The organism is Bordetella flabilis (assembly GCF_001676725.1).
GTDB classification, from domain to species: Bacteria; Pseudomonadota; Gammaproteobacteria; order Burkholderiales; family Burkholderiaceae_B; genus Bordetella_C; species Bordetella_C flabilis.
On sequence record NZ_CP016172.1, the window covers coordinates 5,226,643 to 5,239,778 of the forward strand.

The window sequence follows — 13,136 nt, forward strand, 5'->3', positions numbered from 1 at the left end:
GGCCGATACGCCGTATGCCTGCCCGCGCAGGGGACCAGCAGCGCCGCCTATGCCTTGATGCCGCGATTGCGGTTGATGCTCATCAACATGCCGCAGGCGATACCCACGGTGAGCAGCGCCGTGCCGCCATAGCTCATGAAGGGCAGCGGCACGCCCACCACCGGCAGGATGCCGGTCACCATGCCGATATTCACGAACACGTAAATGAAGAACATCATGGTCAGCGACCCGGCCAGCAGGCGCCCGAACTGCGAGGACGCGCGCGTAGCGATGGCCAGCCCGCGCGCGATGAGCAACCCGTAGAGCACCAGGATCAGCACCCCGCCATACAGGCCGAACTCCTCCGCGTAGACGGCGAAGATGAAGTCGGTGGTACGTTCGGGAATGAAGTCCAGATGGGTCTGTGTCCCCTTCATATAGCCCTTGCCGTACAGCCCGCCGGAGCCGACCGCGATCATGGACTGGATGGTATGGAAGCCCTTGCCCAGCGGATCCGAGCTGGGATCGAGCAGGGTGCAGACCCGATGTTTCTGGTAATCGTGAAGGACGACCCAGTCGACGTCAGGCTGGCACAGTTGCTCCTCGTACCCGACTAGCGTGGTCACCCCGATGATGCCCGCCACGGCCACCGGCACCAGCAGCTTGAAGGACAGGCCGGCGAAATAGATCACGCAGAAGCCGGCGCCGAACACCAGCAGCGCGGTACCGAGGTCCGGCTGGCGCACGATCAACAGGAAGGGCACCGCCAATAGCAGCCCGGCGAACAGGAAGTCGCGGATGCGGACCTGCCCCTCGTGCCGCTGGAAATACCACGCCAGCATCAGCGGGATGGCGATTTTCATCATCTCCGAGGGCTGGATCCGCGTCACGCCCAGGTTCAGCCAACGTGTCGCGCCCTTGCTGGTTTCGCCGAAAAGCTCGACGGCCAGCAGCAGCCCCACGCCGAGCACATAGGCGGGCGGAGCGAACTTCATCAGCGTGTTGGGCGGAATCAGCGCGACCGCCCACATGGCGAAGAAGGCGATCACGAAGTTGCGCGACTGGTCGGCGAAACGCCAGTCGGTGCTGCCGACCGCCGAATGCATCACGGTCAGGCCGAGCGCCGTCAGCAGGAGCAGGATGAACAGCAGCGGCCAGTCGAAGGCCGTGAAGACACGCAGCAGGATCAGGGCAAGGCGCTTCATCGGGTGCTTCCCGCCGCTGGCATTACGGTGGTCGCCAACCCGGGCTGGCCGTTGCCGCGCATTACCGGCTGCGTGTCCGTAGCGACGACAGGCCGGCGTCGTCCGGGCTCGGCCGGCGCGACGGTGGCGGGAACCGAAGCCGGTGGCCTGCCCGCGCCCGGCGCCTGCCCCGCGACGGTGGCCGACGACGGCCGTTTGACCGCCGCAGCGGGCCTTTCCCCGGCGCCGGCGGGGCGCGCCTTGACGGCGGCCGTCCCCGCTGCAGCGCCACCCGCGGCGGCCGGCTGCGCCTGCGCCGCCGTGCCGCCTGCGTCGTTCGCCGCGACGGCGGGCGACCCATTGCCGGCGATATCGGGCTGGCGCCGTGGCTCATTGGACTGGTCGTGCACCATCCAGTAATCGAAAACCTTGCGCGCGATCGGCGCCGCGGCGCTGGCGCCCCAGCCGGCATTCTCGACGATCAGGGCCACCGCGATACGGGGATGCTCCACGGGCGCGAAGCCCATGAACAGGGCGTGGTCGCGCAGGCGCTCGTCCACGGAGCTGGCGTGGTAGCGGGCGCCCCGCAGGCTGTACACCTGCGCCGTGCCGGTCTTGCCGGCGGCCTGGTACGCCGCGCCGCGGAAAGCCTGGCGCGCGGTGCCGACGCGCACGACATCGGCCATGGCGTTCTTCACCACATCGATATTGGCCTGGTGCAGCGGTATCTGGTGGGTCGGCCGGTTTGGGGTATCGACGAACTGGCCGGTGCGCGGGTCCTCGACGGCATGGACCAGGTGGGGCTTGCGATACAGGCCGTTGTTGGAAAGCGTGGCCGTGGCCTGCGCCAGCTGCAATATGGTGAAGGCGTTATAGCCCTGCCCCACCGCCACGGACACCGACTCGCCGGCATACCAGCGCTGCTTCTCGCGGTCCTTGTAGGCGCTGCGCTTCCAGGCCGTCGATGGCAGCACGCCGCGCTTTTCGCCGTCCAGGTCGATGCCGGTGATCTGCCCGAACCCGAATTGCTTGGTGAAGTCATGCAGGGCGTCGACTCCGATTTCCGGGCCCAACGAGAAAAAGTAGGTATCCGACGACACCACCAGGGCCTTGTGCATATCGGTCGGGCCGAAGACCGCGCCGGCGGCATTGCGGAATTTCTGCCCGCCGAACTCGAAATAACCCGGGTCGGGAATGCGATCGGTCGCGCGCCGCTTGCCGAGCTCCAGCGCCGCCATCGCGACGAAGGGCTTGTAGGTGGAGCCGATGGGATACGTACCGTAGATGGGCCGGTTGATCAGCGGATGATCCGGCGATTCGTTCAGCATGCGCCAATTGTCCACGTCGATGCCGTCGACGAACAGGTTCGGATCGAACGAGGGCTGCGAAACGAAGGCCAGTACCTCGCCGGTATCCGGATCGAGCGCCACCAGCGCGCCGCGCTGGTCGCCGAAGGCTTCTTCCGCCACCTTCTGCAGCCCCAGGTCGATGGACAGGCTGATATCCGAACCGGGCACGGGGTCGATGCGCCGCAGGGTGCGCACGGGGCGCCCGCCGGCGGTGACTTCCACTTCTTCCAGCCCGGTACGGCCGTGCAGCTGCGTTTCCCAGCTTTTCTCGATGCCCTTCTTGCCGATGATGTCCGTGCCGCGGTAGTTGCCGATCTGCCCCGCTGCTTCCAGTTCCTCGATATCGCCGTCGGCGATGCGCCCGATATAGCCCACCACATGGGCCGCGGCCTTGCCTTCCGGATACTCCCGCACCCAGCGCGCGCGCAGCTCCACGCCCGGAAACTGGAAGGCGTGCGCCGCGAACCACGCGGCCTCGGTTTCGTTCAGGTTGTCGCGCAGCGTCAAGGTGGCATACCGGCTGGATTCCCCGATGCGGCGCTTGAGCCGGCGCTGGTCGGCCGGACTCAGGTACACCACCGGGGTCAATGCCTTGAACAGCGCATCGATATTGCCCACCTGCGCGGGCACCAGCTCCAGCGTATAGGTGCGGTAGTTGCGCGCCAGCACCACCCCGTTGCGATCCAGGATCTCGCCGCGGCGCGGCGGAATCGGCACCACGGTGATGCGATTGCGGTCGGCTCGTTCCGAAAGGCCTTCATAGCGATCGACCTGCAGCATCCAGAAGCGGCCGATCAACAGGGCGAAGCACAGCAAGGCGGCAATGCCGCCCACCCAGGCCCGCAGCCTGAAGCGCTGTTTCTGCTGCGCGCCGGTTTTTTTGAACTCGAACATAGGGCAAGGAAAAGGCGATCAGACCGACGCGGATTCGACGTCGTCGGCGCCGCGCTGCGGCAGGTGCAGCACCCACCCCACCAGCGGCCACATGGCGGCGGTGATCGCCGTCCCGACCGCCCAATCCCAGCCCGGCCATCTGCCGGCGATCCAGGCGCGAACCAGCACCGTCACCATGCGCGCCGCGAGGAAGATCGGCAGCATGTGCATGGCCTGGCTCCACAGGTCGAAACGCTGCAGCCGCCGATGCAGGACCACGGCGCCATAGGCGACCAGCGTATAGGACAGCGCATTGCCGCCCAGCACGCCGGCGTCGTGCACATCCATCAGCAGTCCGAACACGAATGCCGTCAGCAGGCCGACACGGCGCGGTTCATGCACGCACCAGAAGGCGATGACCAGTATCAGGATGTCCGGCGATGGCTGCCATAGCCGCCAGGGCAGCAGGGACGCCAGCCAGACGAGCAGCAGCGAACCCCACACCATTACCGTGTGCGCCGGCCGTGCGACCCGCTCAGGCTCTACCGACCTGCGCGGCCGCAGCACCGAGGTGTGCGGTTCATTCCGATTTGTCCGGCTCACTGGACTCGACCTCCTGGCGATTTGATTCGGCACGCTTGACGTCGACCTGCAGGACGAGGAAGTGGCGATACCGTTCCGGGTGGGCCAAGGGCTCGCCCACCGCGCGCGCGAAACCGGAGGCGGTGTCGCGCTCGACTTTCTGCACCTTCGCCACCGGCAGTCCGGCCGGGAACAGGCCTCCGACGCCGCTGGTGACAATAGTATCGCCCTCTTTGATATCCGCATTGGCGGCCAGGTAACGCACCTCGATCTTGCCGGGCTGGTTGCCGCCGAACGCGATCAGGCGCAGCCCGTTGCGCAGTATCTGCACAGGAATGGAAACCTGCTCGTCGGTGACCAGGGCGGCCTCCGCCGTCATGGGGGTCACGCGCACGATCTGCCCCACCACGCCGCCTTCGTCGATGACCGGCATGCCCGGCGCCAGGCCCTGGCGGCTGCCTTTGTTGAAGACCAGGCGCTGGTTGAAAGCGTTCGGCGGCTCGTAGAGCACTTCGACCACCACCGCATGCTGCGACAGCGTGTCGGTCACGCCCAGCAGCCGGCGCAGTTGCGCGTTCTCGGCAGCCAGTTGCGCGCCATGCGTCGCGACCTGCGCCAGTTCGATGCGCTGGCGCTGCAGGGCTTCGTTTTCGGTACGGACTAGGTTGGCTGCGTTCAGCCACTCGTTTACCTGCTGCACCAGATCCCGCGGCAGCAGGACGGCGCGCTGGAAGGGATACAGCACCACCGAGACGGCGCGGCGCACCGGCTCCAGGACGTGCCATTGGGAATCGCCCAGCAGCAGGGCGAGCGACAGAACGACCAGGACCGCAAGCTTTGCCTCGGCGGGCAAGCCACGTCGGAAGAGCCGCGGTGTGGTGGCGTTTAGTTGGGGCATGGATACTCACGGGCGTGTGGCCCGGTGCCAGGCCGCCACCGTAGCCGCCTTGCGCGGGCGGCCGCGGCCAGGCGCGAAGATCAGTCGTTGATGAAAATGGCGCCCAGCTTTTCCAGATGCTCGAGTGCCTCGCCACAACCCCGCACCACGCACGTCAACGGGTCGTCCGCGACCACCACCGGCAGGCCGGTTTCTTCCTGCAGCAGCCGGTCCAGGTCGCGCAGCAGCGCGCCACCGCCGGTCAGGGCGATACCCTTGTCCGTGATGTCCGCGCCCAGCTCCGGCGGCGTCTGTTCCAGCGCGATCTTCACCGCGGACACGATCTGGTTCAAGGGATCGGTCAGCGATTCCAGGATTTCGTTGGACGACACCGTGAAGCTGCGCGGTACGCCTTCGGCCAGATTACGGCCCTTGACTTCGATCTCGCGGACTTCCGAGCCCGGGAAAGCGGAGCCGATCTGCTTCTTGATGAGTTCCGCCGTCGGTTCGCCGATCAGCATGCCGTAGTTGCGGCGGATGTAATTGACGATGGCCTCGTCGAACTTGTCGCCGCCCACACGGACGGAGCCCTTGTACACCATGCCGCCCAGCGAGATGACGGCGACTTCTGTGGTGCCGCCGCCGATGTCCACCACCATGGAGCCGCTGGCATCGGACACGGCCAGGCCGGCGCCGATGGCGGCAGCCATGGGTTCTTCGATCAGGTAAACATGCGAGGCGCCCGCGCCCAGCGCCGACTCACGGATGGCGCGCCGTTCCACCTGGGTGGAGCCGCAAGGAACGCAAACGATGATGCGCGGGCTGGGCGCCAGCATATTGCGGGGGTGGACCATGCGGATGAACTGCTTGAGCATCTGCTCGGTCACGGTGAAGTCGGCGATGACGCCGTCCTTCATGGGACGTATGGCTTCGATGTTGCCGGGCACGCGCCCGAGCATCTGTTTGGCCTCATGGCCGACGGCCTGAATGATCTTCTTGCCATTCGGGCCGCCCTCGTGGCGGATAGCGACGACGGAGGGTTCATCCAGCACGATGCCTTTGCCGCGGACGTAGATCAGCGTATTGGCCGTGCCGAGATCGATCGCCATATCGCTGGAAAAATAACTACGCAGGAATCCGAACATGGATATAGGCTCAGCTAGATCAGGAATTTGGGGACGTACTGCTACCGGGCGTCGGCCAGAACGGCGCGCCTGCGGGTGCAGCGATTAAACCGTGAATGATAACTTATAATTTCAAGGGAAATAGGCCGCAAATCCCGGCTATTCCAAGCTTTGTAACGGCTCGCGGCCTGTCATGTAACGGCCGTCCCCACGCATCCACATTTTTTACATTCCCATGGCGCTAAACGAAGAAGACGTGGCCCGCATTGCCCGGCTGGCCAGAATCGAACTCACCCCGGAAAGGCGCGCCCGCGCCCGCCAGGAATTGAATGGGATGCTGCATATTATCGAGCGCCTCCAGGCCGTGGATACCGAAGGCGTCGAGCCGCTCGCGCATCCGCTGTCGGCGCACGAGGACGTGGCCCTGCGCCTGCGCGAAGACCGGGCGACCGAGTCCGGGTCGGAAGCCGAACGCGAGGCCCTGATGCGCAATGCACCGGACGCCCGGGATGGGCTGTTCCTGGTCCCCAAGGTGTTGGAGTAGTCATGGCCAAGCACGCTTTGCATACCGAATTCGCCGATATCGCGGCGCTGCGGCAGGCGCTGGACCGGCGCGCGGTCAGCGCCGTCGAACTGGCCCGCAGCGCCCTGGACGCCGCCCAGGACGCCGCCGACCTGAACGCCTTCCTGCACATCGATGCCGACCTGACCCTGCAGCAGGCCCGCGCGGCCGACGCGGCGCTGGCCGCCGGTACGGCGGGCCCGCTCACGGGCGTGCCCATCGCCCACAAGGACGCCTTCGTGACGCGCGGCTGGCGCACCACGGCGGGCAGCCGGATGCTGGGGCAGTACGTCAGCCCCTTCGACGCCACCGTGGTGGAGCGCCTGCAGGAGGCGGGCGCGGTGTCCATCGGCAAGCTGAATTGCGACGAATTCGCCATGGGCTCCGGCAACGAGAATTCGGCGTTCGGACCGGTGCGCAACCCCTGGGACCGCGCCGCCGTGCCCGGCGGCTCCTCGGGCGGCTCGGCGGCCGCCGTCGCGGCGCGCCTGGTGGCAGCCGCCACGGGAACCGACACGGGCGGCTCGGTCCGCCAGCCGGCGTCCCTGTGCGGCGTCACGGGCATCAAGCCGACCTACGGAACGGTCTCGCGCTTCGGCATCGTGGCGTTCGGCTCCAGCCTGGACCAGGCCGGCCCATTGGCGCGCAGCAGCCGCGATGCGCTGGCGTTGCTCGACGCCATGGCCGGTTTCGATCCGCGCGATGCGACCAGCGTGCAGAACTGCGGCCCGGTCGCCAACGCGCCCGGCCGCGTGCAGCGTGACTTCGATGGCGCGCAAGCGCGCTACGAAGCCGGCGGCGCCCAGCCGCTGGCCGGCCTGCGCATCGGCGTTCCCGCCGAATACCTGGGTGATGGCCTGGCCGACGACGTACGCGCGGCGGTGCAGGCGGCGCTGGCTCAGTTCGAAGCGCTGGGCGCGCGCCGGGTCGAGATCTCCTTGCCGCGCACGGAACTGGCCATCCCGGCGTACTACGTCATCGCGCCCGCGGAAGCCTCCAGCAACCTGGCGCGCTACGACGGCGTGCGCTACGGCCACCGCACCGCCGACTACGCCGACCTGACCGAGATGATCAGCCGCTCGCGCGCCGAAGGCTTCGGCGAGGAGGTCAAGCGGCGGATACTGATCGGCACCTATGTGCTGTCGCATGGCTACTACGATGCGTATTATCTGCAGGCGCAGCGGCTGCGCCGGCTTATCGCGCAGGACTTCCAGCGGGCGCTGGAACAATGCGACGTCATCATGGGGCCGGTGGCCCCGACGGTGGCCAAGGACATCGGCGAAAACCGCGACGACCCCACGGCGGACTGGCTGGCGGATATCTACACATTGGGCGTCAGCCTGGCGGGCCTGCCCGCCATGTCGGTGCCCTGCGGCTTCGGCAGCGGCGCGCACAGCCGCCGGCCCGTCGGCCTGCAAATTATCGGCAACTATTTCGACGAAGGCCGCCTGCTGGCCATCGCCGACCGCTACCAACACGTGACCGACTGGCACCTACGCGCGCCGGCAAGCCAGGATGCCTGACATGGACTGGGAAATTGTCATCGGGCTGGAAACGCATACCCAGCTTTCCACCGAATCCAAGATCTTCTCGAACAGCAGCACCCGCTTCGGGTCGGCGCCCAACACCCAGGCCAACGTGGTCGACCTGGCATTGCCCGGCAGCCTGCCGGTGATGAACCGCGGCGCCGCCGAACGCGCCATCCGCTTCGGGCTGGCGGTGGGCGGACAGGTCGCGCCCCGCTCGGTGTTCGCGCGCAAGAACTACTTCTACCCGGACTTGCCCAAGGGCTACCAGATCAGCCAGTACGAGCTGCCGGTGGTGGTGGGCGGCACGATTTCCTTCTTTGTCGGGGAAACCGCCAAGACCGTGCGGCTGACCCGCGCGCACCTGGAAGAGGATGCCGGCAAGTCGCTGCACGACGACTTCCAGCTTGCCAACGGCGCGCCGGCCAGCGGCATAGACCTGAACCGCGCCGGCACGCCGCTGCTCGAAATCGTCAGCGAGCCGGAGATGCGCTCCGCCGCGGAAGCCGTGGCCTATGCACGCGCCCTGCACAGCCTGGTGGTATGGCTGGGCATCTGCGACGGCAACATGCAGGAAGGCTCGTTCCGCTGCGATGCCAACGTGTCGGTGCGGCCGGTGGGCCAGAAGGAATTCGGCACCCGCACGGAAATCAAGAACGTCAACTCGTTCCGCTTCCTGGAACGCGCCATCGTTTACGAGGCGCGGCGCCAGATCGAACTGATCGAGGACGGCGGCACGGTGGTGCAGGAAACCCGGCTGTACGACGCCGACCGCGACGAAACGCGCAGCATGCGCAGCAAGGAAGACGCGCACGACTACCGCTACTTCCCCGATCCCGACCTGCCGCCGCTGGTGATTTCGCCGGCATGGATAGAAGAAGTACGCGCCACGATGCCGGAATTGCCGGCCGACAAGCGGGCGCGCTTCGAAACCCAGTACGGCCTGTCGGCCTACGACGCCGCCCAGCTGACCACGAGCCGCGGCATGGCGGATTATTTCGAGGCGGTGGCCAAGGCGCTACCGGACGGCCAGGCCAAGCAGGCGGCCAACTGGGTCATGGGCGAACTGGCCGCGGCGCTGAACCGCGACGAGCTGGACATCGGCCAGTCCCCCGTCGGGGCGCTGGCGCTGGCGGCGCTCATCGCGCGCATCCTGGACGGCACGATTTCCAACAAGATCGCGCGGGACGTCTTCGCCGGCATGTGGGCGGGCGAACAGCAAGGCCAGCCGGACGCCATCATCGAAGCACGCGGCCTGAAGCAGATCAGCGACAGCGGCGCCATCGGCGCCATGATCGACGAAGTGCTGGCTGCCCATCCGGCCGTGGTCGAGGAATACCGGGCGGGCAAGCAGAAGGCATTCAACTCCCTGGTCGGCCAGATCATGAAGGCCGCCAAGGGCAAGGCGAACCCGCAGCAGGTCAACGACCTGCTGAAGCAGAAACTGGGATAGGGTCGTGGCGGGACAGGGGACATGCCATGCCCCTGCCGGTGGCCGACATGGGCATGGCGCGCCGCGCCAGATTCCCGCTTCAGCCGCGCACGCCGTACCGGTTGCGGTATTCCAGCACGGCCTGCCCGTGTTCGGCGAACGCGGGCGCGTCTTGCAGCAAGGCCAGGATGTCCGTCAGCGAGGCAATGCTGATGACCGGTATGCCATAGGTGCGGCTGACGTCCTGCACGGCCGAATGCTCCGAAAGCGCGTCGTCCGGGCCGGCGCGCTCCATGCGGTCGAGCGCGATCAGTACGGCCGCCGGTTCGGCGCCCGCCGCGCGGATGATGTCCACCGATTCGCGCACCGAGGTGCCGGCCGTGATGACGTCATCGATGATGACCACCTTGCCGGCCAGCGGCGCGCCCACCAGGGTGCCGCCCTCGCCGTGGTCCTTGGCTTCCTTGCGGTTGTAGGCGAAGGGCACCGCCCGGCCGTCCGTGCGCGGGTCGGCGGCCAGGGCCACCGCGGTCGCGGTCGCCAAGGGGATGCCCTTGTAGGCCGGCCCGAACAGCATATCGAAGCGCAGGCCGGAATCCAGCAGCGCGCCGGCGTAGAACCGCGCCAGCCGCCCCACGGACGCGCCATCATTGAACAGCCCCGCATTGAAAAAGTAAGGGCTGAGGCGGCCGGACTTGACCTTGAAGCTGCCGAAGCGCAGCACGCCCTGTTCGAGCGCGAAACGGACGAAGTCGACGGATGATACGGAGCTGGCGGTCATACGGTTACCGGAAAATGGGCGCGGTTCTGGACAAACCGCAATTATGCCTGCTCCGCCCCCCAGCCCTGCCGCCGCGCGCCTTTTCGGGTACCCTAGCGCCCGTCCCGAACCTTGGATTCCCGCCGCCATGCTGCGCATCATCTCCGCCAACCTGAACGGTATCCGCTCCGCCGCCAACAAGGGTTTCTTCCCCTGGCTCGCGCAACAGAACGCCGATTTCGTCTGCCTGCAGGAACTGAAGGCCCAGGCCGCCGACATGACGCTGGAAATGCTGAACCCGCCTGGGCTGTATGGATACTTCCATTACGCGGAGAAAAAAGGCTATAGCGGCGTGGGCGTCTATGCGCGCAAGCAGCCCTTGCAGGTTATCGAAGGCCTGGGCGTACCGGAAATCGACGCCGAAGGGCGCTACCTCGAACTGGTCTACGACACCCATTCCATCATTTCGGTCTACCTGCCGTCCGGATCCAGCGGCGAGCACCGGCAGACCGCCAAATTCGCCTTCATGGAGCATTTCTTCAGCCATCTTGCCCATCTGGTGAAGTGCGGGCGGCAGGTCGTGCTGTGCGGCGACTGGAACATCGCGCACAACGAGATCGACCTGAAGAACTGGAAAGGCAATATGAAGAACAGCGGCTTCCTGCCGGAGGAGCGCGCCTGGCTGACCAAGGTCTTCAACGACCTGGGCTGGACCGATGTCTATCGCCGCCTGCATCCCGAAGCCACCGGCGAGGCTTATACGTGGTGGAGCAACCGCGGACAGGCCTGGGCCAAGAACGTCGGATGGCGCATCGATTACCAGATCGCCACGCCGGAGATCGCCGCCTTGGCGACGGCGGCGTCGATCTACAAGGCCGAACGCTTCAGCGACCACGCACCGCTGACGATCGACTACGACACCGCGGTGTAGCGCCCCCGGCGCCCGGGCTGCGCGGAGGCATACAACCGGCCCGGGTCCGGCGTCGCGGCCGAGGCACGCCGGCCCGGCGCAGCGCACCGCCCCGCAGGCGGCACGCCGTTAAAGCCCGGCACGCCGCCAGCACGCGGCAACGCCGTCAGGCATGGCGCACCACCAGTACATCGCAAGGCGCTTTCTCGATCAGGGAATCCGCCACGCTGCCGATCGCGGTACGCGCCAGGCCCGTGGCGCCATGCGTGCCGCTCACCAGAAGCTCGCAGTTGGTCTGCTCCACGTAGGTGGTCAGGACGCGCTCCGGTATACCGGCGGCCACGTGTATCTTCGGCTTTTCGCTGCCATGCAGTTCGGGCGTGGCCTCCAGGAATTCCGTGGCCGCCTCCTCCGCGGTGCGCTGGAAGCCGCGCGCCGTCAGCTCATCCTTGGGATTCGACGGCAGGTCGAACGCATGGAACAGCGTCAGTCCCGATACGGGCAGCATCTTCAACGCGACCCGCAGCGCCTGCCGCGAGCCTTCCGAGAAATCGCTGGCCACCACGGCGTTCCGATAGGCCCGGGGCGCCCGGCGCTTGACCACCAGCACCGGCTGCGTCGCTTCGCGCACCAGTTTCTCCACCGTGGTGCCCAGCAGGATCCGTCCCAGCGTCTCGTCACGCGCCACGCCCGTCACGATCAGCGCGCAACCGTACTCATCCGCGGCTTCGCGCAGCAGCTTGACCGGGTCGCCGCGTTTTACGACCAGCTTGACGTCCATATCCATGCCTTCGAGATCGCGCGCCAGGCGGCGCTGCGCCTGGGCTTCGCGCTCATCGTCGGACGGCTGGGGCGTCAGCAGCTTCCTGGAGTGGGGTTCGATCACGTGCAAGGCGATCAGCGGCGTGCCGAACTGGCGCGCCAGCAATGCGGCACGATCCAATGCCCGATCGCCCCGCGCGCTCAGGTCTGTGGCAAGCAGAATGGGCCCCGAAAAGGTATGCATGTCCGTCTCCCTGGTTGGCTCCCCGCACGCGGTGGTCCGCGCATATTGTGGTCGTCAAGAGGCGGCCGGCCCCCGCACCAGCATCACATCGCTGGGCAGGGCTTCAAGCAGGCGCTCGGCGACACTGCCGACCATGGCGCCCATGATCCCCTTCATCCGCTGCGCGCCAGCCACCACCAGATCGCAGCGTGTTTGAAACACATGCTCGGACAACAAGGTCTCCGGTTCGCCATACTGGATCGTCCTGCGCGCTGGCACGCCGGGCGGCAATTCCTTCATGTTGTCCAGAAACCGAGCCACTTCACCTTGCAGGTCCTGCTGCAGCGCCGGCGAGACCTGGCCGGCATCGCCCGGCATTCCCAATGCGGTTTCGCAAGCGTGGAACAGCGTCAGCGGTGTGCCGGGCAGCAGGGCTGCCGCGGCACGCAAGGCCTGGCCGGATTCAGGCGAAAAGTCGGTCGCCACGATGCCTTCCGTATAAGCGCCATGGGGCCGGTTCTTCACTACGAGCACCGGCACGGCGAGTTGCCGCACCAGTCTCCTGACCGTGGAACCCAACAGCAATCTTCCGAGCGATTCGTTGCGGCCGGCGCCCGTGACGACCAATCCGCACCCAGCGGACTGCGCCATCCGCAAGATTTGTTCCGCGGCATCCCCGCTTTCGATCCGGATCTCGGTAGCCAGCCCGGCACGGTCCAGGTCCAGCCCCAGGCGATATCGGGCCCACTCGCGGTGGGCATCGCTCAGGCGGTGCCATGATGGCGCGCCAGGCACGGCGCCCGGCCCGCCAGGCTCCAGGACATGCAGGGCGATCAGCGGGGCACCGAGCGTCCGGGCCATCACCACGGCGCGGTCCAGCGCGCGGTCGCCTTGGGCGCTCAGATCGGTGGCAAGAAGAATGGGTGCGGCGGCTAGCGATTGCGTGGCCATCATGGTCTCCGGAATGCCGTCGGACCATTATCACCCGCCGCA

General features: G+C 66.9%; 12 protein-coding genes. 4 read left to right on the top strand and 8 right to left on the bottom strand.

Translation table 11 applies throughout. From position 1 onward, the window contains the following. Positions 1-47 precede the first annotated feature (47 nt). The 5 genes from rodA to BAU07_RS23285 form a co-directional block, all read right to left on the bottom strand. Positions 48-1,184 carry a rod shape-determining protein RodA gene (gene rodA, locus BAU07_RS23265; protein ID WP_066663077.1) on the bottom strand — a complete coding sequence of 379 codons (1,137 nt, stop codon included), beginning with the start codon at positions 1,182-1,184 and terminating at the stop codon, positions 48-50. Further along, a complete protein-coding gene (gene mrdA / locus BAU07_RS23270) occupies positions 1,181-3,406 on the bottom strand; it encodes a penicillin-binding protein 2 (RefSeq protein ID WP_084025945.1) in 2,226 nt (741 codons plus the stop codon). Before mrdA ends, rodA begins: the two co-directional genes overlap by 4 nt. 18 nt (positions 3,407-3,424) lie before the next feature. After that, positions 3,425-3,892, bottom strand: coding sequence for a rod shape-determining protein MreD (gene mreD / locus BAU07_RS23275; protein WP_084025946.1), 468 nt, complete (start codon positions 3,890-3,892; stop codon positions 3,425-3,427). A gap of 73 nt (positions 3,893-3,965) precedes the next feature. Continuing rightward, on the bottom strand, positions 3,966-4,865 hold the full coding sequence (gene mreC, locus BAU07_RS23280) for a rod shape-determining protein MreC (protein ID WP_066663082.1): 900 nt from the start codon (positions 4,863-4,865) through the stop codon (positions 3,966-3,968). Between the two features lie 80 nt (positions 4,866-4,945). Beyond that, the gene (locus BAU07_RS23285; RefSeq protein WP_057653883.1) at positions 4,946-5,989 is read right to left on the bottom strand and encodes a rod shape-determining protein; all 1,044 of its coding nucleotides are present in this window, start codon (positions 5,987-5,989) and stop codon (positions 4,946-4,948) included. A gap of 214 nt (positions 5,990-6,203) precedes the next feature. Here BAU07_RS23285 and gatC point away from each other — a divergent pair, with 214 nt between their 5' ends. Genes gatC through gatB form a run of 3 tightly spaced genes read left to right on the top strand, consistent with a single transcriptional unit; the run spans position 6,204 to position 9,509 of the window. After that, positions 6,204-6,512 (top strand): Asp-tRNA(Asn)/Glu-tRNA(Gln) amidotransferase subunit GatC, encoded by a 309-nt coding sequence (gatC, locus tag BAU07_RS23290; RefSeq protein ID WP_066663085.1) that lies wholly within the window; start codon positions 6,204-6,206, stop codon positions 6,510-6,512. A 2-nt stretch (positions 6,513-6,514) separates the two neighbouring features. Then, positions 6,515-8,053: an Asp-tRNA(Asn)/Glu-tRNA(Gln) amidotransferase subunit GatA gene (gene gatA, locus BAU07_RS23295; protein WP_066663087.1), complete on the top strand. Its 1,539-nt coding sequence runs from the start codon at positions 6,515-6,517 to the stop codon at positions 8,051-8,053. A gap of 1 nt (position 8,054) precedes the next feature. After that, positions 8,055-9,509 (top strand): Asp-tRNA(Asn)/Glu-tRNA(Gln) amidotransferase subunit GatB, encoded by a 1,455-nt coding sequence (gatB, locus tag BAU07_RS23300; protein WP_066663089.1) that lies wholly within the window; start codon positions 8,055-8,057, stop codon positions 9,507-9,509. A 79-nt stretch (positions 9,510-9,588) separates the two neighbouring features. Here gatB and pyrE read toward each other — a convergent pair whose 3' ends face one another. After that, positions 9,589-10,269, bottom strand: a complete 681-nt coding sequence (pyrE, locus tag BAU07_RS23305; RefSeq protein WP_066663091.1) for an orotate phosphoribosyltransferase — start codon at positions 10,267-10,269, stop codon at positions 9,589-9,591. 127 nt (positions 10,270-10,396) lie between these two features. Here pyrE and BAU07_RS23310 point away from each other — a divergent pair, with 127 nt between their 5' ends. Continuing rightward, entirely contained in the window at positions 10,397-11,179 is a 783-nt protein-coding gene (locus tag BAU07_RS23310) for an exodeoxyribonuclease III (protein ID WP_066663093.1), read from the top strand. 145 nt (positions 11,180-11,324) lie between these two features. Here the strand turns inward: BAU07_RS23310 and BAU07_RS23315 are convergent, their stop codons facing one another. After that, a complete protein-coding gene (locus tag BAU07_RS23315) occupies positions 11,325-12,164 on the bottom strand; it encodes a universal stress protein (protein ID WP_066663096.1) in 840 nt (279 codons plus the stop codon). A 54-nt stretch (positions 12,165-12,218) separates the two neighbouring features. Then, the gene (locus BAU07_RS23320; RefSeq protein WP_084025947.1) at positions 12,219-13,097 is read right to left on the bottom strand and encodes a universal stress protein; all 879 of its coding nucleotides are present in this window, start codon (positions 13,095-13,097) and stop codon (positions 12,219-12,221) included. Positions 13,098-13,136: the final 39 nt, after the last annotated feature.

Bases quoted from the DNA above. Each gene is read 5' to 3' on its own strand.
- gatB (WP_066663089.1), top strand. From the start codon at position 8,055: ATGGACTGGGAAATTGTCATCGGGCTGGAAACGCATACCCAGCTTTCC.
- gatA (WP_066663087.1), top strand. From the start codon at position 6,515: ATGGCCAAGCACGCTTTGCATACCGAATTCGCCGATATCGCGGCGCTG.
- rodA (WP_066663077.1), bottom strand. From the start codon at position 1,184: ATGAAGCGCCTTGCCCTGATCCTGCTGCGTGTCTTCACGGCCTTCGAC.
- BAU07_RS23310 (WP_066663093.1), top strand. From the start codon at position 10,397: ATGCTGCGCATCATCTCCGCCAACCTGAACGGTATCCGCTCCGCCGCC.
- BAU07_RS23285 (WP_057653883.1), bottom strand. From the start codon at position 5,989: ATGTTCGGATTCCTGCGTAGTTATTTTTCCAGCGATATGGCGATCGAT.
- pyrE (WP_066663091.1), bottom strand. From the start codon at position 10,269: ATGACCGCCAGCTCCGTATCATCCGTCGACTTCGTCCGTTTCGCGCTC.
- mrdA (WP_084025945.1), bottom strand. From the start codon at position 3,406: ATGTTCGAGTTCAAAAAAACCGGCGCGCAGCAGAAACAGCGCTTCAGG.
- mreC (WP_066663082.1), bottom strand. From the start codon at position 4,865: ATGCCCCAACTAAACGCCACCACACCGCGGCTCTTCCGACGTGGCTTG.
- mreD (WP_084025946.1), bottom strand. From the start codon at position 3,892: ATGGTGTGGGGTTCGCTGCTGCTCGTCTGGCTGGCGTCCCTGCTGCCC.
- gatC (WP_066663085.1), top strand. From the start codon at position 6,204: ATGGCGCTAAACGAAGAAGACGTGGCCCGCATTGCCCGGCTGGCCAGA.
- BAU07_RS23315 (WP_066663096.1), bottom strand. From the start codon at position 12,164: ATGCATACCTTTTCGGGGCCCATTCTGCTTGCCACAGACCTGAGCGCG.
- BAU07_RS23320 (WP_084025947.1), bottom strand. From the start codon at position 13,097: ATGATGGCCACGCAATCGCTAGCCGCCGCACCCATTCTTCTTGCCACC.